We start from the raw sequence: 23127 nt of genomic DNA on the forward strand, positions 1-23127 counted from the left end.
TATTGCTGGACCGGACATGTAGCAGCATGTTCGGTCTTTTTTAATTTGTGAATTTCTCATATATATTATAACCTAAATTTCAGAAAATGACACGGTTTTTAACTATTTCGGTTGAGGTGCACTAAATCTGATTTTCTTTTTTTCGTCCAAAAAATAAAACCGATAATGAAAAATCACCATCAATCCAGAAGAGGAGATCTGCATGTTACTTAAATTCACTGACACATCGATTTTTAAAAAAGATCTTTCATGATTCAGCTTCAATTGTTGTTGTCTTAAGAAACGTTCTGTGTCCGGCCGTGAAGAAAATAATACTGCTAAGAGAGACGATCGAAATAATCCAAAACATGAATTGACCAGAAATGTGGCCCAAAAAATATCCGCCAATAATCGGACCAAGGAAGTTACCAATTTTCCTAAACTGACTGGCACCAAAATACGTGCCACGCAGATGTTCCGGGGCTAAATTGTCGACCATCATGCTATTAGCCGGGAAGATTAGGATTTCCCCAATCGTTAATAGCCCCATTGCCAGGATTGCCGTCATCCAGCCATTAATAAAGCTAAATCCAATTAACCCTGCCACCATAAAGACCGCTCCGAAAATCATTCCCTGCATTAAACTAATTTTCTCGACAAGATGGCTGATCGGCATTTGCAAAAAGATCACCATGAATGCATTAATGGTTAAAAGTACTGAAAATATGACAACACCATCTTCCACGGATTTTTCCAAAAACTGAGGCAGAGTAGAATCCATTTGAGCATACCCAATATTAATTAAAATAATTCCGAGCAATAAATATCTAAATGCTCTGTCTGATTTGATAATCTTAAATGAATCTGTGGCGGAAACTCTTTTCTCCCGCGCTGTTTCTTTGGAGATAACCAGTTTTTTCATCAGCCAGGATAAGACTGTTGCATACAAAAGATATGTGCTGCCGGTAATAGCAAAGGATACTTTTGCCGATGTATTCGCAAAATAGGCCCCAAGGAGCGGTCCGACAGATGCCCCGATATTGATGGCGGTATAACGCAATGAATATACTCGCATCCGCTTTGTCTTTTCGGTTAAATCCGACATCAATGCTTGGGATGTTGGTTCGAAGAAGGATGTGCAAAGTCCATTAAGGGCATTTAATAATATAAACCAAATTTGTTCATTGGCAATGGTAAAGCCATAGTACACTAATGCTAGAGTAAATAAGGCTGTCAGCATGATAGGTTTGCGGCCGAACCGATCCGACAAATGCCCCCCGATAAATCCGCCGACAGTTCCCATTAATGGGCTTATCCCAACCGTAAAACCAATGATAAGCGGTGAAAGATCCAGATGCCGATATAGGTAAATAGATAAAAAAGGAAGTGTCATAAAGGAAGATGCCCTTGTTAGAACGGTACCTATTAATAAAACCCAAACGATGGGATTGAACTGGCTGATATATTTCTTTATTTTATTCATTGTATATCCCCACCCATTAGCGCTATCTCATTATTAAACTATTTCAAAATGGAAAAGTAAAGAATTTTTCTACATTTACTTACAAGTTCAAGGGGGAGATCCTAATTATTAATCACTTTGATCAATAAGCAGTACGTGATTGACAGCGCCAGATACTTTTCAGAAATTAGGAAGGTACTGGTGTTTCTTTTTGGCTTTTTCAAAAAGATTGTTGCTATTTTTGATTCGCTAATAAAACTCTCCAATCCGCTAATATATGACTCTAATTCGCTAATATACCCAAAAGATTCGCTAATTTATCTATAAAATCCGCTAATAATAATAAATTAGAGGGAAACCTAAATTGAAGGGTTTCCCAACTTTATATTTCCGACATTTTCGCTTTTAATAGATATTTTTTAGCCAAGTAATAATTCGAAGTACCTGAAATGGTTCAAACCAAATAATTAAAAACATCACAACGAAGAAGGAAATAAGTGATATGAATTTTAAGGTTCCATCTTCCCGTTTAGCAATTGCTATAAAACTTAGTACAATTCCGACTAAAAAAGAAATATAACCAAGAAGGACAATCGGTTCAGAATAGCCATCTATTATCCAATTTAATCCAAATAATAATAGTCCCATAATCATCAAGGTTATTGACAATATACTAAATCTTTTCACAATTACACCTCCAATATAATTTTACCATTTTATGGAGTGAATGATAATTATTTTTTGTAGCATATGAAAAAATAATAACTATAATTGAAACACTTTTTCCGATATTACCGTCTAATTCTTAAGGGGGAAATGACCATGAAGAATAAGAATTTGAAAAAATCAATTTTAAGTGTAGGTTTAGCGACTATGATTGCATTAGGTTCTGGGGCAGGAACACTTAATGTGAATGCAGCATCCAACTATAGAATGATTACCATTCAAAAAGGCGATACGCTCAGCGAGCTTGCTAAAAAATACAAAACTACCGTAGCCAAATTGAAAAGCTTGAACAAACTGAAGTCGGACCGTATATATGCTGGGAAGAAATTGAAAGTGCCAGTTTCTTACTCATACAAGACTGCAAAACAATATTATGCGGAGCTAGAAAAAGACAGATCATATACAACTAATCAAAAGAAGATGATTAAACGTTCGAAACTAATTGATTATATTGTATCTACCTATAAAGGGAAAATGGACATCACACTATATGTCACGGAAAATGCCGACTTGGAAGGTGAAAATCCAGCATATGTGTCTGTCGAAATGAAGGAAAAAAGCACGAACACACGTTATTTCGTTGCCAAAGACCTTGTTGGGGATCAAACGGAATATGTGTATGACAACTATATGTTGAATCTGATCAGCTATGAAGCTAGGAAGCTTGTTGAACCAAGCATTAAAAGCACATTTAATAAAAAGAAAGTGGAATTTCTCACAAAAGTAAGTTTAAGATCAGAGATTCATAAGAAATTAACTGAAAAGAAGCTAAAATGGGAATATAAAAATGTGAAAAACGACAGCAACACGCAAGTATTCCTTTTGGTTCCAGATACCAAGGAATATCATAACCTTGCCATTAAATATATCCAAGAGCAAAATAAGAGCAGCAAAATAAAGGTGGACGATTATGACCTTTATTTCTATTCTGGCAAGTATAATGCAAAAATAAGATATGTTCGTGTAAACGCAACCCAAATTGGAAAATTTGACACTGTTAGCAAACTAGTATCTAAATTGGCAAGTTCCTCTCTACTGGAATATAAAAACGATACGAGAAGTCTGGTGAAACAGACCAAAATCTACAAATAAATAGACTGCACCTCCAAATGTTAGATGCATAACTAACATTTGGAGGTGCTTTTTTCATTTGGAATCAAGCGGGTAAGAGGACTTATTCTTATCTCTCACAAGCGTATCCGTCTTTATCACGGTCCATTTTTGGATCATATGCCTTATGACCTTTTGGGACCCCGTTTGGATATACCTTTCTCAATTCGGTACAATTCTTAAAGCTGGTTTTACTAGTACTTGGTTTCTTTGTGGTGCTGTTGGATGATGAGGCTTTTTTCTTACTCCAAAGCCCAACCCTATTTTTTTGCGCCTGTTTTTGTAGCTTGATCAATTCTGATTCATAAGAATAAGTGCCATAGTCATAGAATTTTTCTACATATCCTTTTTGAACCAGCAACTTTTGCAGTAGTTTGCCATCCACCCATACCCAAACCAGAGTACGGTTATACTTGTCTTTTCTCGGACCATCGTATTGCAACTGAATTTTTTTGGCCTTTTTTAACATCGAGCATGTATAATTAGCGGCAGTTTTTCCATATGCTTCGTGTTGAATTGTGCTTTCCGGAGTGTCCACATAGAGGAAACGTGACTTACCGACCTTTGTAAAATAGGCTGTGTCACCGTCTACACATTTTGTTAGTTTTACTGTAAATTTGGCCCCTGCTCTTGCTTCAGCTTTTTCACCAGAAAAGACAAAAGTAAAGCCAAGAGTGAAAATCATGATGGCACTAATCACTTTTAATAATGATTTCATCCAATATGCCCCCTTTATACTTTTTTTACAGTAAAAAGAGTAACATATTTTATAAACTTAGTAATCAATTTTTTTATCAAGTTGAACAATTTATTTGAAGGAACGCCGACCTTGGTAAATAAAATTAAAAAAACTCTATCAAAGCTAGTCGGTAAGTTTTCATTTATCATGAGGGATACCCCATCACTGTATTTAGTTAAATTCCGATTTCCTTCAATATCAATTCAATATTTAAATCAGCAATTGGTTCATTCAGAAGCAGTCGATGTCTAATATCACTTAAAAATTTCAGTAGTTTTTCATCAGCTGTAGATAAATCTTCTTTTTTGTGAAAAACAGAATATAAAACAAGATCGCGAAGTTTGAGAAATAATGGCAGTTGTTGAAGCCAATAGGGATCGAGTTCATTCTCTGTGTAATATCCCTTTAAAAATTGTGTCGCAAAATTTTGGGCAAAGTTAGAGCGATTTTCCTTAGCTTCAAAGGGCATTTTATACCATACTGCATAATAAATCGGGATTGCAATATCACTGGCAAACCAATGGTAAGAGCAATCATCAAAATCAAACAGCTCAATTTTTCCATTTTCTACAAAGAAGTTTCCCTGGTGAACATCGGAATGAATAAGTCCATAGCAGTCAGGGTGTTTGTCAAGCTGTTGAACTTGTTGAAGTAAGGCTTTTCCTTTTTCCAACAGCAACTTATCATCAGCAGGAAAATACTTTTCAATGAAAATGAAATCTTCCTCATCCCATTCAGGCCTTTTGCCGATAGAACTGGGTTTTCGGTAGGTTTTGGTAACACGATTCATTTTCCCGACTAACTTTCCCCATTCATAAAACAAAGCATCATTGAAATTTTCACTTTTTGTCTTTACCATTCCTCCATTTGCCTTTTTAAACAGGCTGGCGAAAAAGAATGTGTCTTCTGATGCTAATGCTTCAACATAATTTCCATTTACAGAAGGAATGGCGTAACACACGTTGATTTTTTGCCCCGACAAAAAATTCAGCCAATCCAACTCTGATTCAATTTGTTCTTTTGTGCGGTGGGAGCTGTGAGTTAACCGCAAGATAAAAGGGCTGCCATTTTGATAGACCTCAAATATATAAGTTTCGAAGTCACCAAGCATTTTTGGTTCTTTTTCTGTCGCCGCAAATAACCTTAAAGCCTTTTGCAAAAGCTCGTTTGTAAATAATCTTGAAACTGATATTTCCATAGCCATATCCTCAGCTTTCAATTATGGTAAAAAACCTCTATATCAATATATAAACAAATTGACCGTGTATGATCCAGATTAAGGTTATCACTTTAAAGGGATAATTTTGAAACAAAAGGTCAAAAAGTGTCTAATGAAAACGCTTTATTTTTTAAAATGTGGATGATAGAATATTCTATAAATTAGATATTTTTTAAATATTCAAAATATAAAAGGGGTGTTATCTATAATTGGTTAAAAGTAATCGCGATCCACCTCGATATATGGGTGATTACTTGAATAAAATATCATAAGGGAGATGAAAAATCATGGATTTTACATTAACAGATGAACAAAAAATGATTCAGAAGACTGTTCGGGATTTTGTGAATAAGGAACTCAAACCACTGGAGCAGGAAGTATTAAAAAACGAAAGAGAAGGAAGGCCAGGTATTTCTAGAGAAAAAGTCAAGGAGCTGCGGTTAAAAGCAAAAGATATTGGCTTTTGGGGGATTAACACACCTGAGGAATATGGCGGGGCAAATTTGGGACCGATTATGTCCGTCATTATTGCGATGGAATTAGGAAGGACGTTTGTTCCTTTTAACTTTGGCGGTTCGGCTGACAACATTTTGTATGAATGTAATGAAGAGCAGAAACAAAAATATTTAATACCTGTTATCAACGGTGAAAGACGTTCTTGTTTTGCGATAACTGAACCAGGGGCCGGATCCGATGCGAGAAATATCAAAATGCAAGCAATTAAAGATGGAGACCATTGGGTATTAAATGGAGAAAAGGTTTTTATTACAAATGGGAATGAAGCAGATTTCGTAATGGTCTTTGCGGTTACGGACAAAGAAAAAGGAGCCGATGGTGGGGTAACTTGCTTCTTAGTTGACCGGGATATGGGCTGGAGATCCGAATATATTCATACGATGGGAGAATGGGGTCCTGCTACACTTGTTTTTGAAAATGTCAGAGTGCCTGAAGAAAATATTTTAGGTGAGCTTGGTCAAGGGTTCAAACTGGGAATGAAATGGATTGGCCAGGGACGTTACATGATTCCAGCCGGTGCAATTGGTGCCGCTGAGCGGTTATTACAAATGGCCATTGATTATTCGAAGACCCGCGAAACATTTGGCAAGCCAATTGCGGAACGGCAGGCCATTCAGTGGATGATTGCAGATTCTGCGGTGGAAATTGAAGCAGCGAAATGGATTGTATTCCGCGCAGCATGGATGGCGGAAAATGGAATGGATGCTCGTCATCAATCATCAATGGCAAAATTAAATGGGGCAATCATGGCCAATAAGGTGGTCGATCGGGTTTTACAGATCCATGGGGGAATGGGCTATACGAAAGAATTACCAATTGAACGCTGGTATCGGGAATTAAGATTGCATCGAATTTTTGAAGGAACGGATGAAATTCAACGTCGTACCATCGCACGCAACCTATTAAAGGGCCATATAAAAGTAGGAGAATTGCTATAAATGATTTTGTTTTCATATTAAAAACATACTATCCAGTCAGTTTATTTTACAAAAAAAATACTAACTAGTTAGTTAATTGTTCCGATGACATAGCCATCAGTTAGTTAGCTTTACGTATAAAAAACGAAAGGATCCGTTTATTGTTTTCGCAACATACTAACCGGTAAGTAAAAATATGATATAGCATACTAACTAGTCAGTTGGCGATTCATCTGGATCATTTTATGGATGAAAAAATCAATTTTTTCTTGTTTAATAAAGGGTCCTAGGAAAAGGGGGGCACGATGAAATCAGAAAGAGTTGCCGCAATTGTTGGTGTTGCCGAATCCGATCTTGGCAAAACTCCAGGGAAAAATGTTCTACAGCTGCAGGCACAGGCTGCAAAATTAGCGTTAGAAGATGCTGGATTGACAAAGAATGATGTGGATGCATTGTTTACAGCGGGAAATTGGGCGTGGGCTCCCAACCTGATGTTAGCTGAATATTTGGGCATCCAGCCAAAATATACAGATTCAACAAATATTGGCGGCGCTTCATTTGAGGCACATGTTGGGCATGCCGTTGCTGGAATTAATGCCGGATTGTTTGAGGTAGCGTTAATCACTTACGGAAGTACGAGTCGGACGAATCCAGGTAGATCGGCATTTCCATCTGCATTAACAGCTCAGTATGAATTACCATATGGGCTGCCGACTCCGGTGGGGGCTTATGCTTTGGCCGCCATGCGACATATGCACCAGTATGGTACTACCTCTGAGCAGCTGGCGGAAATTGCAGTGGCAACAAGAAAATGGGCGACTTTGAATGAAAAGGCTTATATGAGGGAACCAATTGAGATTGCGGATGTTTTGAATTCCCGGGTTATTGCTGAACCGCTCCATTTATTGGATTGCTGCTTAGTTACCGATGGAGGTGGAGCTGTTGTCGTAGCATCGAAAAGAGTTGCCTCCAGACTGAACAAAAAACTCATTTGGATTTTGGGGCATGGTGAATCACATTCCCATAATACCATTGCGAACATGCCTGATTTAACGATGACAAGTGCACGCGAATCTGGCAGAGCTGCTTTTGAAATGGCAGGTATTACCCATGATGAAATTGATATAGCGGAAATCTATGATTCTTTCACGATTACTGTACTATTAACCCTTGAAGCACTTGGTTTTTGTAGGCCGGGTGAGGGGGGAGCTTTTGTCAGTGGTCAACGAACTGCTCCCGGCGGTGACTTCCCAATGAATACCAATGGCGGTGGTTTATCGTACTGTCATCCAGGAATGTATGGAATATTTTTATTGATTGAAGCCGTACGACAGCTAAGAGGAGAGGGCGGCAAGCGCCAGGTAGAGAATGCAAAACTTGCATTGGTGCATGGTACCGGTGGGGTGTTGTCCTCCACGTCAACTGTTATTTTGGGGAGGGATTAAGCTGATAAAAGATATTCTTGAACCATCCATCGATCAGGAATCAAAACCATTCTGGGACGGGTTAAAGAACGAACAATTATTGATTCAATATTGTGATGATTGTCATAACTATATCTTTTACCCTCGTTCCATTTGCCCTCATTGTTTTTCAGAGAAGATCAGGTGGCGAAATTCTCAAGGTGCCGGGAAAATATATAGTTATACCGTTGTGCATCAAGCTTTTGGACCTTTTAAACAGGAAGTCCCTTTTGTTGTCGGGATTGTCGAGCTCGATGAGGGGGTAAGAATGATGACTCGTATCATTGGCAAGCGGGAGGATATCGCTATAGATAAACGAGTATCTGTTGTTTTTGAAAAGGTGGATGGTCCAATTGTTCTTCCTTATTTTCGACTAGTTTAGAGGGGATAACTTTCGCCCTTCTCCTTTAATCGAAAATATCGTTCCGTTTGCTTGGATTGAAAAAGGAACGGAAGAATTACCTTTCCGTTCCTTTAGAGCTAAGGGAAGTACATCTACCAAATTGCTGCTTCCCTCAAATCAAAATCACTGTCTTCGCCTTAATAAAAGCTCATCAATCTGTAAGTTTTCTTTTAAATAGAAAGAAGATGAAAATGATGATGGATCGCAAGGCATTCTTTATACTAGGATTCATTATGTTTTTGACGATGACAGGTTATGGAATAGTGCTTCCTACATTACCATTCTTAGCAGATAACTTAAACCTTTCATCCGTACAAATGTCATCTTTAATTATCATCTGGGCCATAGCCCAATTGATAACGGCCCCGCTCTGGGGGCGTCTTGCCGATAAGCTAGGAAGAAAACCGGTACTGATATTTGGCGTATTTGGTTTTGGAGTTGCCTTCCTAATCTTGATTTTTGCTCAGAGTTATTGGCAGCTGCTTCTGTTACGGTTAATTGGTGCAGCATTGTCATCAGGCGCCCAGCCGGCAGTCTTTTCAATGGTAGCCGATCAAACGGAAAGGAAGAATCGCAGTCAATCGATCGCAAAGATGGGGGCTGTCAATGGTCTCGGCTTTTTATGTGGGCCTGCCGTAGGAGGTGTGTTTTCACCTTTCGGGGTATTGGTGCCCTTTATTGTTGCCGGTTCATTGGCATTTATCACGCTTCCATTCGCCTGGTTGTTCATTAAAGAAACCGATTTTCAAAGAGAAAATAAGAATCCTTCCGCAAAAGGGAGTGAGTCCTTATCCCTGTGGCAATCAATTGCGATGGTAACCAAGAAAGGATATTGGGACCTTTATACGATCATTCTCGGTTTATCTATTGCTGCATCCAGCCTTTTTGGTCTGCTGGGCTATTTTATGATCGCGCGCTTTGATTCGTCTCCTGAATTTGTAAGTCTTGCATTTAGCGCTCAAGCCGGTTTTTCCGTCATTGTGCAATTCTTTTTCCTGAAAAAGTTTACCGATTTTTTCGAGGAAGACACCATTTCCAAAATGGGGTTAATCATTTCCACCTTTGGCTATTGTTTAATCAGCATTTCTTCATTCGAATGGGTTGCCATTGCCGGATGTATGTTTACCGGCTTCGGTCAGGCGTTAGTACGTCCTATTGCGACAGCTATGTTGTCAAAACGCAACGAAATGGGTCAGGGGATTACGATGGGGTTGCAACACGCCATGGATAGCTTAGGAAGGATACTCGGTCCGCTTTGGGGCGGGTGGGTATTTGCCTACATGGTATCAGCGCCGTTTATTACCTCCGCGATTATAACCGCATTGCTTTTACTCATCGTGATGATGACTTCAAAGCAGCCGAAAATCCAGCTTAAGAAGCTGCGTCAAAAGGATACCGGACATAAAAATTACCACGCCTAAAACATATAAAAAAACTACTTTAGATCTTTTTTCTTGTTGAGCTTTTACCTTTAATCATATTGGAAAATAAATAAAAAATGGAGAGGGTAATATGCTGCTAACAGAATTAATGAATGAAAATATTAAAAAGTTTGGCGAGTACAATCTGCTCTATTATGGGGACAAAACGTATACAAATATTGAATCCCAAGCAATATCCCGGAAGGTGTCGAATGTGATGCGATCGCTGGGTGTTGAGAAAGGGGATCGTGTCCTGATCTGTATGCCAAACTGTCCCGAGGTGATTTTTTCCTATCAAGGCGTGTTAGGTACGGGGGCCATTATTGTCCCTGTGATGTATTTACTGCATGAAAATGAAGTGAATTTTATCCTCAAAAATTCTGAAGCAAAAGCAGTGATTACGTCATCTGCGATATTACCGAAAATGATCACCGCAACATCTGATTTAAAGGTTAAACCTAAGGTTATTTCTGTTGGTAAACCGAATCCAGCCGATTTATTACAAACGGATTTGGATGTGGTGGAATGGGATCAAGCGCTGTTAGCTGTTGAACCTGATGAAATCCAAGTTGAAATGAATGAAGCAGATGTAGCGGTGATTTTATATACATCAGGAACTACAGGTGCCCCAAAGGGTGTGATGTTAACACACAAAAATTTGTATGCCAATACTGCATCGGGGCTTTCATTGAGAGATGATAAAGATGATAGAGCAACGACAATCGGGGTTCTCCCGTTAGCGCATATCTATGGTTTTGGGATTATGAATGGAATGTTGGTTCTCGGAAGTTCTGTGGTCATTTTCTCAAAATTTGACGCAGAAGAAGTGTTTAAGGTGATTGAAAAATATAAGGTTAAGTCATTTGCAGCCGTTCCTGCAATGCTTCATGCGATGTTATATCATCCAAATGCGGATCAATATGATTTGTCAAGTTTGGAGACGGTAGGATCGGGGTCGGCAGCATTGGCCGTAAGTCTGCGGCATAAATTCCGGGAAAAATTCGGTGCTGAAGTCCGCGACGCCTATGGATTATCGGAAGCTTCACCGGGTGTAGCCTCACAGCGGAATAATATGCCGATCAAAGAAGGTTCGGTTGGGATTCCGATGCCGGGCGTCAAAATCAAGATCGTTGATGAAAACGACCAAGAAGTTCCAACTGGAGAGGTTGGCGAATTATTGGTGCAGGGCGACAATGTCACACCGGGATATTTCCGAAATCCGGAAGCAACGGAAAAAGCCTTGAGAAATGGCTGGCTTCATACCGGTGATTTGGCAAGAGTGGATGAGGATGGCTATTTATATATTGTTGACCGTAAAAAAGACTTGATTATTCGCGGTGGATTTAACATCTATCCACGTGACCTGGAGGAACTGCTGATTAAACATGAGGCTGTTTTGGAAGTAGCGGTGGTGGGGGTTCCTTCAGAAAGAATGGGAGAAGAAATTGTTGCCTTTGTCGTGAAGAAAGAAGGAAAAGAAGTAACCGAAGAAGAGTTAATTGAATATTCACAAAAACACTTAGCCAAGTATAAAACTCCCCGTCATGTTGTGTTTATCAAAGAGCTTCCAAGGAATGGTGTTGGGAAAATACTGAAAACAAAATTGAGGGAAAAACTTGAAAATGTAAATCTCAAAATCTAACAGAACTCCATTTTTTAGTAGAAAGGAGGATGTGTGATTGGCCGCAAATACAACACCACTCTTACAAGTGGAGGATATGAAGACGGTTTTTAAAACGAGAATGGGCGTTGTCGAAGCAATCGCCGGCGTGTCCTTTCACATTTCTAAAGGGGAAACGGTTGCGATCGTCGGAGAATCCGGTTCCGGCAAAAGTGTTTCGGCTTTGTCAATTTTAAGATTGCTGGATAGTAATGGGGAGGTTACCTCAGGAAAAATATTATTCAATCAGTTAAATTTAAAAGATTTAACTGATGCAGAAATACGCAAAGTCAGAGGAAACGAGATTGCCATGATCTTTCAAGATCCGATGACTTGTTTGGATCCGGTTTATACCATTGGGGATCAAATTATTGAAACGATTAAGATTCATGAGGATCTTTCGAAAAAAGAGTATAAAGAGCGCGCCATAGAGCTCTTGCGTCTAGTTGGGCTTCCTGATCCGGAAAGCCGGATTGATGCCTATCCCCATCAGCTGTCAGGGGGACAAAGGCAAAGGGTCATGATCGCCATTGCATTGGCATGCCGGCCCAATTTAATTATTGCAGACGAACCAACAACGGCATTGGACGTGACGGTTCAAGCACAAATTATGCAATTATTGAAAGACTTACAATCTAAATTTGGAACGTCTATTATCCTGGTGACACATGATTTGGGTGTTGTAGCGGAAATGGCCGATCGGGTGGTGGTTGTTTATGCAGGTCAAGTAGTGGAACAATCTACTGTTATCGATTTATTTGAAAAACCGGAACATCCGTATACGGAAGCGCTGATGAGAAGTATTCCGCGAATTGAAACGGATCGGAACAGACGCCTCCAAACGATCAAAGGCAATGTCCCCAGTTTAAAGGAACTACCTTCGGGCTGTCGGTTTCATCCACGCTGTCCGCTTGCTTCAGAAAAATGCGGGACTGAGGAGCCGCCTCTTTTTAAGGTAGGGGAAGGCAGGGAAAGTAAGTGTTGGTTAGCAGGCCGGGACTTGAAAGTAAAACGGGAAGCTGCTGATAAAGAAGAGGAAAGCGATGAAGCAGTAACAGCTTTCGAAAGTAATAAACACTTGGATGATCAACAATTATTATTAGATGTAAAAAATCTAAAGAAATATTTTCCGATCACAAAAGGCATCCTTTCCCGAACTGTTGGGCATGTTCGGGCGGTTGACGGTGTTTCACTCGATATTTATAAAGGCGAAACTCTAGGGCTTGTCGGCGAATCAGGATGCGGAAAGTCAACGGTTGGCCGTTTAATAACAGGATTAATCAAACCTACGGCAGGAGAGGTCGTTTTTGAAGAGAAACATCTATCCAAAATCAGCCGCCAAGACATGAAACAATTAAGAAGACGAGTTCAATTTGTCTTTCAAGATCCGTATAGTTCTTTAAATCCAAGGATGACGATCTTGGACATTATCGGAGAACCGTTAGAAGTCCACAACCTGGTGAAAGGAAAAGAGATCCAAAAGCGGGTCGGTGAACTTCTGGAAATAGTCGGTTTAGCAAAAAGTGATATGCATAAATTCCCGCATCAATTTTCCGGCGGACAAAGGCAAAGAATTGGCATTGCCCGTGCTCTGGCTACCGAGCCGGACCTATTAATTTGTGATGAAGCGGTATCAGCCTTAGATGTTTCCGTTCAGGCGCAGATTCTTAACTTACTAAAGGATTTACAGGTGAAAATGGGGCTTTCTTATTTATTCATCTCGCATGATTTAAATGTAGTCAAGTATGTGTCAGATCGAATTGCCGTCATGTATCTTGGAGAAATTGTGGAAGTGACCGATTCCGAAACGTTGTTTAATGAACCTCTGCATCCTTACGCCAAAGCACTTATTTCGGCTGTGCCCGTCCCGGACCCGAAGGCTGAACCGGACAGAATGATTTTAACAGGCGAGGTACCTTCTCCTGCTAATCCGCCAAGCGGCTGTAAATTTCATACCCGCTGCCCGTTTGCAATGGATATTTGCAAGCAGGAAAAGCCGGAATTAAGAACGATTTCTGAAGGACACACGGTTTCATGTCACTTGTACGGAAAGGAGTGAGGGCATGGCTGAATATATCATCAAAAGATTAATCTACAGCGTATTGGTATTACTTATTATGACTACCTTTATTTTCGTGGTAATGAGAGCTGTTCCCGGCGATGTAGTAACCCTTCAACTGGCCAATTCCGGAGCAACAGAGGAGCAAATGGCGGCACTAAAGTCAGAATTGGGATTGGATAAAGGGATAACGGCTCAATTAGGTGAGTGGGTATCCCATGCTGTTCAGGGTGATTTGGGGACATCTTTATGGTCAGGCAAAGCCGTGTCTGACGTCATTTTTGAAAGAATCCCGGTCACATTACAACTGGCAGTCATGTCGATGATTTTGGCGATTATCATCGGTATTCCGGTTGGCGTTATTTCTGCCGTAAAGCAAAATACATTAATCGATCATTTCCTACGTGTCATTTCAGTAGGCGGCTTATCCATTCCGAACTTTTGGCTCGGCTTAATTTTGCTCACAGGATTGTCATTGGCGTTAAACTGGATTCCGCCTTTAGGCTATCAATCCTTTGCAGAAAATCCTATCGTTAATCTTCAACAGATGTTATTACCATCGATCTGTTTAGCAATTACGTTAAGTGCCAGTATTGTCCGTATGACCAGATCCGCTGTGCTGGAGGTATTACATTCTGAATTTATTCGGACCGTTCGCTCCAAAGGAGCAAAAGAATGGGTGGTCATTTTTAAACATGCCTTAAGAAACTCGCTGGTTTCCGTCATTACGCTGATTGGTTTACAAGTCGGCTATCTGCTTGGCGGCACTGTGGTACTTGAATCTATTTTTTCGCTTCCGGGATTAGGGAACTTGATTTATGAATCAGTATTGTCCAGGGACTATCCCATCGTTCAAGCGGCCGTATTAATGTTCGGAACGATGTTCTTGCTTGTAAATTTAATCGTTGATGTCATGTATGGCTGGGTGGACCCAAGAATTCGGACTAGATAACTGCTGTATAAACCTGAATTCAGGAAAGGAAGTGAAAGAAATGTCTCAAGTTCAGTTAGATACGGATTTGCCAAAGGGAAGAGTAACAGCTGGCAGGAATCTGCATTTGAAAAAGTTCGGGGGTGAGTGCAAACGCTTTATTGTTACCCAGAAAATTGGCTTTGTCTCCCTTTTAGTGATCCTTCTTGTTATTTTAGTAGCCGTTTTTGCCCCTATCATCGCACCCTTTGACCCTGTAGCGCAAAATCGGGAAGCTATTTTGGCTGCTCCCGAACCTCAATTTTTCATGGGAACGGATGATTTGGGAAGGGATGTGTTTAGCCGGATTGTATATGGTTCCAGGATTTCTTTACTGGTCGGTTTTGCAACGGTAGTGATATCAATCTTCTTGGGGATTTTGTTAGGTATGGTCTCAGGATACTTCGGCGGTATTGTCGATATGGTCATTCAAAGGATTATGGATGCCATCATGTCCATCCCGGCGTTAATTTTAGCCTTATTTATCGCCGCGCTTTTGGGTCCAGCGATTCAAAACGTGATTATTGCCCTAACCATTATTGAGGTCCCACGATTTGCCCGGATTGTCCGCGGAGAAATGCTGCGAATCCGCGAAACCAATTATGTTGAAGCTTCACGATCAGTTGGGGCCAACGCAGTGAGGATTATTTTTAAACACGGCCTGCCCAATATGATGGCTCCTATCATTGTCATGTCAAGCTTAGCATTTGGGCAGACCATTATTGCTGAAGCCTCACTCAGCTTTCTTGGGATCGGAACGCCACCGCCTAATCCTTCTTGGGGATTGATGCTTAGTGATGCCAGCAGATATATGGAAAGTGCCCCTTGGCTGGTATTATTTCCGGGCCTGGCCTTAAGTCTTTTAGTATTAGCCTTTAATTTACTGGGAGATGCATTAAGAGATTTTCTGGACCCGAAAATGTCCGCTTAAATTTTTATAAGATTAAGAGGATCAAGGAGGTTTGTAAATGGTTAAAAAGCTAAGGTTGTATATAAATATTTTGCTGGCTGCTTTACTGTTACTGGGAGTGAGCGCATGTTCCTCGGGTACTTCCAAGAATACCAATGGAAAAACAAATTCAACTGGTGAAAAAGGCTCAACTGAACCAAAAAAGGGAGGAACCTATACCATACTGGCTGCTGCGGATCCTGATATGCTGGACCCTCATCGGCAGTCTTCTATCTATACGAATTCCCTTGCCGGGTTAGTGTACAATAAGCTGGTTTCCTTTGAAACAGGACCTGGTGTGGAATTTACCGACTATAAGGTTGTCCCGGATCTTGCCGAGCGTTGGGAAGTTTCTGATGATGGCAAAGTCTATACCTTTTATTTACGTGAAGCTTACTGGCAGGATAAACCACCCGTAAATGGCAGACAGTTAACGGCTGAAGATGTTGTGGCAACAATGGAAAGGATTATTAATTTACCTGGACACCAAGCTTCACTACTATCAGCCGTTGAAAGTGTCAAAGCAACAGATGACCGGACGGTTGTATTCACATTAAAACAGCCATTTGCCCCGTTTTTAAATTTCATGGCCAATCACTTTATGTGGATTTTGCCGAAGGAAGGTATTGAAGGGAAATTCGATTTTGCGACTGATATGATTGGTACAGGTCCATTTATTTTGGAGGAATGGAAGGACAATGTGCAGGCTACTTTCAAGCGGAATCCCAATTATTACGAGAAGGGCAAACCATATTTAGATAGGGTGATTTATAAAGTCGTACCAGATCAAAGCGCACGGATCGCCGCATTAAGAACCGGACAGGCGGAGGCAATTGGGCAGTTATCACCACAAGAACTCGCACAGCTTAAGAAGACGAATCCGGATTTTGACATTTTTGAAGCGTTATTTCCGACCCAGGAACAGGTATACGTAAACATGAAGAAAAAACCATTTAACGACTTGCGGGTACGGAAAGCGATTAGTCTTGCTATTGACAGGCAAAAAATGGTAGATAATATTTATGGCGGCGGGGAGATCAGTGGTCCGGTGAATCCTTCCTTAGGTGATTGGGCACTGCCTTTAAAGGATAGAGAACAACTAATGCCATACGATCCAGAAGCGGCGAAAAAATTACTGGCAGAAGCAGGCTATCCAAATGGATTTGACACGACTCTAATGGTTACAGATGGTTATGGGCCACAATTGGTTCGCGTTGCCCAATGGATTGCGGAGGATCTGCGAAATGTAGGTATTAATGCAAAAATTGAAGTAGTAGAGTATGCAACCTATTATTCTGAAAGATGGCCGAAAGTTGAATATGATATGGGAATCGGCTACCAAACTTATTTCCAGGAACCGGATGAATGGCTGCGTACACAACTTCATACAAACGGTGCGAAAAACTGGTATAACATCAGTGATCCTAAGCTGGATAAAATGCTTGATGAACAACGGTTGATCCTCGATCAGGAAAAGAGAAAAGAATATGTTCATGACATTCAACGTTATGTGCTGGAAAACTTGGTCAACCCGATTCCGATTTCAACCTATTATACGAAGACTCCACGACCTCCTTATGTTAAGGATTCGTATCCACATGCTTCCTATGGTTATGGTTACTTGCGGAATGTTTGGTTCGACAAATAAGACCGATCTATACAAAGGGTGATAGAAGCTAGTCTTTACTTCATGAAACATCCTCCGGTGCGGAATGCTATAGCGCTCATGTATTGGAGGGAAAATAATCGGAAAGTACACTATTACAAAGGATTTGAGGGATGTGCAAAGAATTGAAAAATTGGTACTGCCAACAAATTTCCCCATTGGTCCCGTCCATGCTTATCTTGTATTTGGAGAGAAGCTGACCCTGATTGATACCGGCTTAAAAACGGATCAGGCATGGAAAGAACTAAATATTGGGCTTGAAAGGCTGGGTTTAAAACTAACAGAAATTGAACAAATCGTATTAACACACCATCATAACGATCACGTGGGATTGCTTGATTGGATATTGGAGAAACATCCTACTGTCCCAGTGTTTGCTCATCGTGATACACTAACGTTTTTACAAGATGAAGACTACCTGGATTGGACCGGAGAATTTTTTGAGACGCTGCTCCAAGAATTTGGATTACCGAAAGAGATGGCCTACAAATGGGCATTCCGGAAACGCGGCCGTACCCTATCCAATAATTTAGAAATTGAAACGGTACTGCAAGAAGGTGATAAAGTGCCAGGTTTATCGGATTGGCAAGTGATTGAAACACTTGGGCATTCACAGGACCATCTCTCTCTCTATAACGCTAAAGACCAGATGCTTATTTGCGGGGATCATATTATTAAGGGGATGCATTCGGGGATATTTTTGGATGCGCCGCTATATGGAAAGCCAAGGGCAAGACCATTGATCCAGTATTTTCAAAACTTAGAAAAATGTAAAAATCTGCCGATCAAGCTTACTTATTCAGGCCATGGACCAGATATTGATCATTTAGTTGAGGTCATTAAAGCAACAGAAGAAAATATAGAAAATCGCCTTCAACGTGTTATCAATGCTTTGAAGAAGGCCAATGGGAGCGCCACCGGTTTTGAAATCACCCAGGATGTGTATCGGAGACGTTATGAAAAGGCGGTTATCACATTTGTGTTTGAAATCGTGGCAGTTCTTGATCTGTTAGAGGAACGGAACATCATCATTGCCGAAAAAACCAATGGGGTCTATCACTACCGTCTTGTAGATTACTAGAGGAAGAGGATAGTTTATTCCCTATATTTTGAATATTGTGATTAGGAGGAATAAAGGATGACCAAAAGATTTGAAGGAAGAACAGCATTCGTAACTGGCGGCAGCCGCGGGATCGGGAAGGCCATTGCCGAAGAATTCGCAAAAGAAGGGGCAAAAATTGCCATTATTGATATCAATGAGGAAGCCTTAAGTGAAGCGAGAGCGGAGTTTAGAGAAAAGGGTTATGAGATTCTAGCAATACAGGCGAATGTAGTGAAAGCAGCTGAAGTTGAAGCGGCAATAGAAGAGGTTGTAAATACGTTTGGCTCATTGGATATTTTAGTCAATAATGCTGGAATTATCAGAGATAACTTGCTGTTCAAAATGTCTGACAGTGACTGGGATCAGGTAATCGATGTTCATTTAAAAGGATCCTTTCATGCTGCTCGGGCAGCACAAAAATATATGGTACAGCAAAAATATGGCAGGATTATTAATATTTCCTCGACCTCTGCACTAGGAAACCGCGGGCAGGCAAATTATGCAACGGTTAAAGCAGGGCTGCAAGGCTTTACCAAAACGCTTGCAAAAGAGCTCGGGAAATATGGTATTACATCGAATGCCGTTGCGCCTGGTTTTATTGAAACAGAGATGACCAAAGCAACTGCAGAAAGAGTTGGCGTTCCTTTCGAACAATTTGTTAAGGGAGCAGCAAGCCGGATTCCAGTTGGCAGAAGCGGTAAGCCGGAGGATATTGCTAATGCCGTTGCCTTTTTTGCCGATGAGAAATCTTCTTATGTCAATGGTCAGGTTCTCTATGTAGCCGGCGGACCGACAAATTAAAAATGGGGAGGAGAAAATAAATGTATCGCGATGCAATCGGAAAGAGATCTCCAAAGGTGAAGAATGTTGTGGAACGAGGGCTAGTAAGAAGATTTGCCGAGTCCATTGGTGACTTACATCCCATCTATGTTGATGAAGAAACCGGAAAGAATTCACGTTATGGAAATAATATTGCTCCGCCAACTTTCCCGCGTGTCTTTCTTTCGGGAAACATCGAGGGGCTGAAGCTGCCTGGGAAAGGTTTAATTCACGGTGAACAGATTTATCATTACGAAAGGCCGCTTTTAGTAGAAGAAGAAGTCTTTTGTTATTCCGTAATTGAAGATTATTACGAAAAAGAAGGCAGCACAGGTAAAATGGGCTTTTTAAAAATGAAACGATACGGAGAAGATGCAAACGGAAAATTAATTTTTACCGAAGAGTCGGTCATCATTATTACAGAAACAGTCAGGAGGGCGATGCAGGTATGACGAGCATTACGGAGCTGCGCGCAGGCGAATCACTTCAGACGACACTTTCTCCTGTCTCCAGAATGGATTTAATCAAGTATTCTGGAGCATCGGGTGATTTTAATCCGATTCATACCATTGATGAGGAGGCAAAAAAGGCGGATCTTCCGGGGATTATTGCCCATGGAATGTGGACGATGGGAAATCTTCCAAAACTATTTACACCATATTATGAAATTGGTTTTATCCAAGATTATCAGATTCGTTTTGCTGGCATGGTTTTTTTAAATGATGTCATTACATTACAGGCTGAATTAGAAGATAAAACGGAAGAACATTTACATTTTAAAGTTAGCGCAATAAATCAGAAAGGGAAAGAGGTTATTAAAGGGAAAGTCAGATTTGCACTTTATTAATTCACTATCTATGTGAGGTGTATAGTCCATGAAAAGGGATGCTGTAATCGTATCGGCAGTTAGATCGGCTATTGCAAGGCAAGGGGGAACTTTGGCAAGAGTTCCTGCCCATTTATATGGAGCTGAGGTTATCAAAGAAGCGGTCAATCGAGTGAATCTTGATCCGGCACTCATTGATGATGTCATTTTAGGTAATGTATTAAGCGGTGGTGGGAATATTGCCAGATTAACCGCTTTACAAACAGGCCTATCTATAAATATCCCGGGTCTTACGGTTGATCGCCAGTGCGGATCAGGAATTAATGCCGTTGCTTTAGCTGCCCAAGCAATTCAATCTGGGGCCGGTGATATTTATATTGCTGGTGGCATTGAGAGCATGAGTCGCGCTCCTTACTTGTTGGAGCGGCCGGAACTTCCCTTTAGCCCAATGCCGCCAAAGTTCCGCGGTTCGCTTTTAGCACCGGAGGAAATTGGTAATCCGCCAATGGGGATTACAGCGGAGAATTTGGCAAAAAAATATAATATTACACGAGCAGAACAAGAATGAATTCTCGCTAAGAAGTCAACAAAAAATGGCGCGAGCAATGGAAGAGGGGCGTTTTGATGAACAAATTGTTCCAATCAAAATACCTGTGCGAAAGGGTGAACCGATTATTTTTAAGAAAGATGAACATCCTCGTCCAAACTCTACATTAGAAGGGTTGGCCAAATTATCTCCTGCATTTTTAAAAGATGGTACCGTTACGGCCGGCAGCAGTTCCGGACTGAATGATGCCGCCTCTGCTTTAGTCATTATGGCCAGAGAAAAAGCCGAAGAGCTTGGTATCAAGCCAATGGCCGTTATTCGGGGGACAGCAGTTGCAGGGGTTGACCCGAATATTATGGGAATTGGGCCGGTACCTGCTACGAAGAAGGTATTGGAAAAATTGGATCTTTCCTTAGAGCAGATGGATCTTATTGAACTAAATGAAGCCTTTGCCGCTCAAGTTATCGCCTGTGATCGTGAATTACAAATAGATCCGGAGAAACTGAATGTGAATGGCGGGGCGATTGCCCATGGTCACCCGCTAGGTGCAACCGGGGCCATTTTAATAACAAAAGCTGTATATGAACTGAAACGCTCTGACTCCAGGTACGCCTTGATTACGGCTTGTATCGGTGGTGGGCAGGGAATCGCCACGGTTATTGAAAGAGAATTAGATTCATAGATGACACCATTGAGTGATTGAAAGGATACGACTAATGAAGGATAAAATCATGAAAGAAAGTATCGACCTGTTTGATAGTAAGGGATTCAGTAAGACATCGATTCAGGATATTGTGGATAATATTGGTGTGACAAAAGGGACATTTTATTACTATTTTGAGAGTAAACAAGAGTTGTTACGAGATATCCATTTAAGTTTTATTGAAAACTTACTCCATCAACAGGAAGAAATGATTAGCGATAAAAATTTAAACAACAAAGAAAAGTTATATAAATTGGTTTATATAATAATAAGTGAAATCAAAACATCAGGCAAGAGTGCGAGAGTTTTTAATCGGGAGATCCGCCATTTGGAAAAAGACCATATAGATAATGTGAATTCAAAAAGGCGCGAATTTCGACTTAATTTCCAAAAGGTCATTGATGAAGGTATTAGAGAAGGAGAATTTAGAAACGATTTAAGAAGTGACATCGTGACTTTCGCTATCCTTGGTATGGTAAACCGCTCATATAGTTGGTATAATCCCGATGGTGAAATGTCGGAAGACGAGATCGTAAATCTTTATATGGAATTAATTTTGAACGGATTAACCAAATAGTTTTCTCATTCTCCCATTCAAGAAAATATAAAAATTAGAAATAGAGATTTTCCTGTCTAAACAGTATAATCAAGAATGGGAGTTGAGACAGTTTGAATAAAAAAGACATTGCAAATATCCGCAAACAATTTAAATTAGACAATTACCGGATGAATATTCGCGAAATCTTCAATGTATATGTAAAAAAGGAATCTGGTGAGATTTACCATCAAGTCTGTCGGCCGTTTCAAATGTTGGAGCAGGAAACGCAGGAATTATTTTTAGCTAACTTTAAAAAGATTTTGACCGGCCATCTTGATGCCAAACTGTTTGAGTTAAAATTCAAGCGGGATGTAGATTACAGTACCCAAACGATTCTTTTCGAAGGAATGCAGGCGGAATCTGAAGATTGGCAGGATGACATGCTGGAGATCGTTGGAAAAATGTTTGCCTACGCTGCCTACGAATTTGATACGGTAGTGACATTTATCCGCGGAGAATACCGCAAGCCAACTAAGAAAAGGAATTTAGAATCAGAAGAGGGCGGGGATGATGAGGTTTATGCCAATTCGTTTATCCTTTGCAGTCTGAATAAAACGGATCAGCCAAAAAAAGCTCTGCTGTTTGACTATATTGAAAAAGAATTTAAACCATCTCAAGGTGTGGATCCGATTATCAATTTGGACTCTCCGATGTCAGGCTTTCTGTTTCCTGCTTTTAACGACAATGCCGCCGATGCGAACCATATTCTCTATTGTGCCGGAAAAGTAAACCAACCGGATTTTACTTTTATCGAAAAAGTTCTTGATTGTGAAGACATTATCACCGCGCAGGAAGATAAGGACTGCTTTGACTTTATTTTAAAGGAAGTTATCGGGGATGAAGTGGACTCCACGGTCATTTCGAATGTTTATGAGGAAATTGATCGAGTAGTGCTGGAGAGTGCGGAAAAAGAAGAAGACGAAATTCCTACATTGGATCAGCGTGACATCGAACGGATCTTAACCGTCAGCGGCGTCGAAAATGTCGAACCAGCCAAAGTCGAGCATGCCTTCAAAGCGGTCGTAGAAGACGAAAAACATGAATTTAAAGCAAGCAGCTTAATTCCGAAAACAATCAAAATCAGCACCAAGGTGGCAGATGTCACCATCAATCCGAAGGACATGAAATATGTAAAGTACATCACGTACGAAGGAAAACGGTGCCTGTTACTTGAAGTGGATGAAGAAGTCGTGGTCGAAGGATTCCGGTTGGAAGCAAAGAGCATGTAACATTTTTGGAAGGGCTTTTCCAAAAAGGAAAAAGTCCTTCCATT

Annotated in this window: 20 protein-coding genes and 1 pseudogene; 17 read left to right on the forward strand and 4 right to left on the reverse strand. The window is 40.6% G+C overall.

Annotated elements, in window-relative coordinates; translation table 11 throughout:
• Nucleotides 1-247: 247 nt before the first annotated feature.
• Nucleotides 248-1462: an MDR family MFS transporter gene (locus RCG24_RS04760; protein WP_308078430.1), complete on the reverse strand. Its 1215-nt coding sequence runs from the start codon at nt 1460-1462 to the stop codon at nt 248-250.
• A gap of 384 nt (nt 1463-1846) precedes the next feature.
• Nucleotides 1847-2128, reverse strand: coding sequence for a hypothetical protein (locus RCG24_RS04765; protein ID WP_308078431.1), 282 nt, complete (start codon nt 2126-2128; stop codon nt 1847-1849).
• A gap of 135 nt (nt 2129-2263) precedes the next feature.
• On the opposite strand from RCG24_RS04765, the gene RCG24_RS04770 reads away from it, so the two are divergent.
• Nucleotides 2264-3259, forward strand: a complete 996-nt coding sequence (locus RCG24_RS04770) for a LysM peptidoglycan-binding domain-containing protein (RefSeq protein WP_308078432.1) — start codon at nt 2264-2266, stop codon at nt 3257-3259.
• An 88-nt stretch (nt 3260-3347) separates the two neighbouring features.
• Here RCG24_RS04770 and RCG24_RS04775 read toward each other — a convergent pair whose 3' ends face one another.
• Both RCG24_RS04775 and RCG24_RS04780 read right to left on the reverse strand, forming a co-directional pair.
• Nucleotides 3348-3995 carry a thermonuclease family protein gene (locus tag RCG24_RS04775; RefSeq protein ID WP_308078433.1) on the reverse strand — a complete coding sequence of 216 codons (648 nt, stop codon included), beginning with the start codon at nt 3993-3995 and terminating at the stop codon, nt 3348-3350.
• Between the two features lie 196 nt (nt 3996-4191).
• A complete protein-coding gene (locus RCG24_RS04780; RefSeq protein ID WP_308078434.1) occupies nt 4192-5235 on the reverse strand; it encodes a phosphotransferase enzyme family protein in 1044 nt (347 codons plus the stop codon).
• Nucleotides 5236-5522: 287 nt separating this feature from the next.
• On the opposite strand from RCG24_RS04780, the gene RCG24_RS04785 reads away from it, so the two are divergent.
• The 16 genes and pseudogenes from RCG24_RS04785 (at nt 5523) to RCG24_RS04860 (ending at nt 23083) form a co-directional block, all read left to right on the forward strand.
• Entirely contained in the window at nt 5523-6689 is a 1167-nt protein-coding gene (locus RCG24_RS04785; RefSeq protein WP_202651522.1) for an acyl-CoA dehydrogenase family protein, read from the forward strand.
• Nucleotides 6690-6973: 284 nt separating this feature from the next.
• The gene (locus tag RCG24_RS04790) at nt 6974-8113 is read left to right on the forward strand and encodes an acetyl-CoA acetyltransferase (protein ID WP_308078435.1); all 1140 of its coding nucleotides are present in this window, start codon (nt 6974-6976) and stop codon (nt 8111-8113) included.
• On the forward strand, nt 8067-8513 hold the full coding sequence (locus tag RCG24_RS04795; RefSeq protein ID WP_308078436.1) for a Zn-ribbon domain-containing OB-fold protein: 447 nt from the start codon (nt 8067-8069) through the stop codon (nt 8511-8513). Before RCG24_RS04790 ends, RCG24_RS04795 begins: the two co-directional genes overlap by 47 nt.
• Nucleotides 8514-8719: 206 nt before the next feature.
• Nucleotides 8720-9955 (forward strand): MFS transporter, encoded by a 1236-nt coding sequence (locus RCG24_RS04800; protein ID WP_374049124.1) that lies wholly within the window; start codon nt 8720-8722, stop codon nt 9953-9955.
• A 91-nt stretch (nt 9956-10046) separates the two neighbouring features.
• Nucleotides 10047-11597: a class I adenylate-forming enzyme family protein gene (locus RCG24_RS04805; RefSeq protein ID WP_308078437.1), complete on the forward strand. Its 1551-nt coding sequence runs from the start codon at nt 10047-10049 to the stop codon at nt 11595-11597.
• A gap of 76 nt (nt 11598-11673) precedes the next feature.
• Nucleotides 11674-13674 (forward strand): ABC transporter ATP-binding protein, encoded by a 2001-nt coding sequence (locus tag RCG24_RS04810; RefSeq protein WP_202651707.1) that lies wholly within the window; start codon nt 11674-11676, stop codon nt 13672-13674.
• A 4-nt stretch (nt 13675-13678) separates the two neighbouring features.
• On the forward strand, nt 13679-14626 hold the full coding sequence (nikB, locus tag RCG24_RS04815; RefSeq protein WP_308078438.1) for a nickel ABC transporter permease: 948 nt from the start codon (nt 13679-13681) through the stop codon (nt 14624-14626).
• Nucleotides 14627-14666: 40 nt separating this feature from the next.
• Nucleotides 14667-15575, forward strand: coding sequence for an ABC transporter permease (locus RCG24_RS04820; protein ID WP_202651509.1), 909 nt, complete (start codon nt 14667-14669; stop codon nt 15573-15575).
• Between the two features lie 37 nt (nt 15576-15612).
• A complete protein-coding gene (locus RCG24_RS04825; RefSeq protein WP_308078439.1) occupies nt 15613-17241 on the forward strand; it encodes an ABC transporter substrate-binding protein in 1629 nt (542 codons plus the stop codon).
• 133 nt (nt 17242-17374) lie between these two features.
• Entirely contained in the window at nt 17375-18340 is a 966-nt protein-coding gene (locus RCG24_RS04830; protein ID WP_308078440.1) for an MBL fold metallo-hydrolase, read from the forward strand.
• A 57-nt stretch (nt 18341-18397) separates the two neighbouring features.
• The gene (gene fabG, locus RCG24_RS04835; protein ID WP_308078441.1) at nt 18398-19162 is read left to right on the forward strand and encodes a 3-oxoacyl-ACP reductase FabG; all 765 of its coding nucleotides are present in this window, start codon (nt 18398-18400) and stop codon (nt 19160-19162) included.
• A gap of 20 nt (nt 19163-19182) precedes the next feature.
• Nucleotides 19183-19632: a MaoC family dehydratase N-terminal domain-containing protein gene (locus RCG24_RS04840; protein ID WP_202651504.1), complete on the forward strand. Its 450-nt coding sequence runs from the start codon at nt 19183-19185 to the stop codon at nt 19630-19632.
• The gene (locus RCG24_RS04845) at nt 19629-20027 is read left to right on the forward strand and encodes a MaoC/PaaZ C-terminal domain-containing protein (protein WP_308078442.1); all 399 of its coding nucleotides are present in this window, start codon (nt 19629-19631) and stop codon (nt 20025-20027) included. The genes RCG24_RS04840 and RCG24_RS04845 overlap by 4 nt, the downstream gene beginning before the upstream one ends.
• Before the next feature lie 28 nt (nt 20028-20055).
• Nucleotides 20056-21235, forward strand: a pseudogene (locus RCG24_RS04850) (acetyl-CoA C-acyltransferase).
• A 34-nt stretch (nt 21236-21269) separates the two neighbouring features.
• On the forward strand, nt 21270-21833 hold the full coding sequence (locus RCG24_RS04855) for a TetR/AcrR family transcriptional regulator (protein WP_308078443.1): 564 nt from the start codon (nt 21270-21272) through the stop codon (nt 21831-21833).
• A 92-nt stretch (nt 21834-21925) separates the two neighbouring features.
• Nucleotides 21926-23083: a DUF4317 domain-containing protein gene (locus RCG24_RS04860; protein WP_308078444.1), complete on the forward strand. Its 1158-nt coding sequence runs from the start codon at nt 21926-21928 to the stop codon at nt 23081-23083.
• Nucleotides 23084-23127 lie beyond the last annotated feature (44 nt).

The sequence above is a fragment of the Neobacillus sp. OS1-32 genome (genome assembly GCF_030915425.1).
GTDB classification, from domain to species: domain Bacteria; phylum Bacillota; class Bacilli; order Bacillales; family Cytobacillaceae; genus Neobacillus; species Neobacillus paridis.

Excerpts from the sequence above, each read along its gene's own strand:
- RCG24_RS04760 (WP_308078430.1), bottom strand. The coding sequence starts at position 1,462 with ATGAATAAAATAAAGAAATATATCAGCCAGTTCAATCCCATCGTTTGG.
- RCG24_RS04770 (WP_308078432.1), top strand. The coding sequence starts at position 2,264 with ATGAAGAATAAGAATTTGAAAAAATCAATTTTAAGTGTAGGTTTAGCG.
- RCG24_RS04775 (WP_308078433.1), bottom strand. The coding sequence starts at position 3,995 with ATGAAATCATTATTAAAAGTGATTAGTGCCATCATGATTTTCACTCTT.
- RCG24_RS04785 (WP_202651522.1), top strand. The coding sequence starts at position 5,523 with ATGGATTTTACATTAACAGATGAACAAAAAATGATTCAGAAGACTGTT.
- RCG24_RS04790 (WP_308078435.1), top strand. The coding sequence starts at position 6,974 with ATGAAATCAGAAAGAGTTGCCGCAATTGTTGGTGTTGCCGAATCCGAT.
- RCG24_RS04800 (WP_374049124.1), top strand. The coding sequence starts at position 8,720 with ATGAAAATGATGATGGATCGCAAGGCATTCTTTATACTAGGATTCATT.
- RCG24_RS04805 (WP_308078437.1), top strand. The coding sequence starts at position 10,047 with ATGCTGCTAACAGAATTAATGAATGAAAATATTAAAAAGTTTGGCGAG.
- RCG24_RS04810 (WP_202651707.1), top strand. The coding sequence starts at position 11,674 with ATGAAGACGGTTTTTAAAACGAGAATGGGCGTTGTCGAAGCAATCGCC.
- nikB (WP_308078438.1), top strand. The coding sequence starts at position 13,679 with ATGGCTGAATATATCATCAAAAGATTAATCTACAGCGTATTGGTATTA.
- RCG24_RS04820 (WP_202651509.1), top strand. The coding sequence starts at position 14,667 with ATGTCTCAAGTTCAGTTAGATACGGATTTGCCAAAGGGAAGAGTAACA.
- RCG24_RS04825 (WP_308078439.1), top strand. The coding sequence starts at position 15,613 with ATGGTTAAAAAGCTAAGGTTGTATATAAATATTTTGCTGGCTGCTTTA.
- fabG (WP_308078441.1), top strand. The coding sequence starts at position 18,398 with ATGACCAAAAGATTTGAAGGAAGAACAGCATTCGTAACTGGCGGCAGC.
- RCG24_RS04840 (WP_202651504.1), top strand. The coding sequence starts at position 19,183 with ATGTATCGCGATGCAATCGGAAAGAGATCTCCAAAGGTGAAGAATGTT.
- RCG24_RS04845 (WP_308078442.1), top strand. The coding sequence starts at position 19,629 with ATGACGAGCATTACGGAGCTGCGCGCAGGCGAATCACTTCAGACGACA.
- RCG24_RS04855 (WP_308078443.1), top strand. The coding sequence starts at position 21,270 with ATGAAGGATAAAATCATGAAAGAAAGTATCGACCTGTTTGATAGTAAG.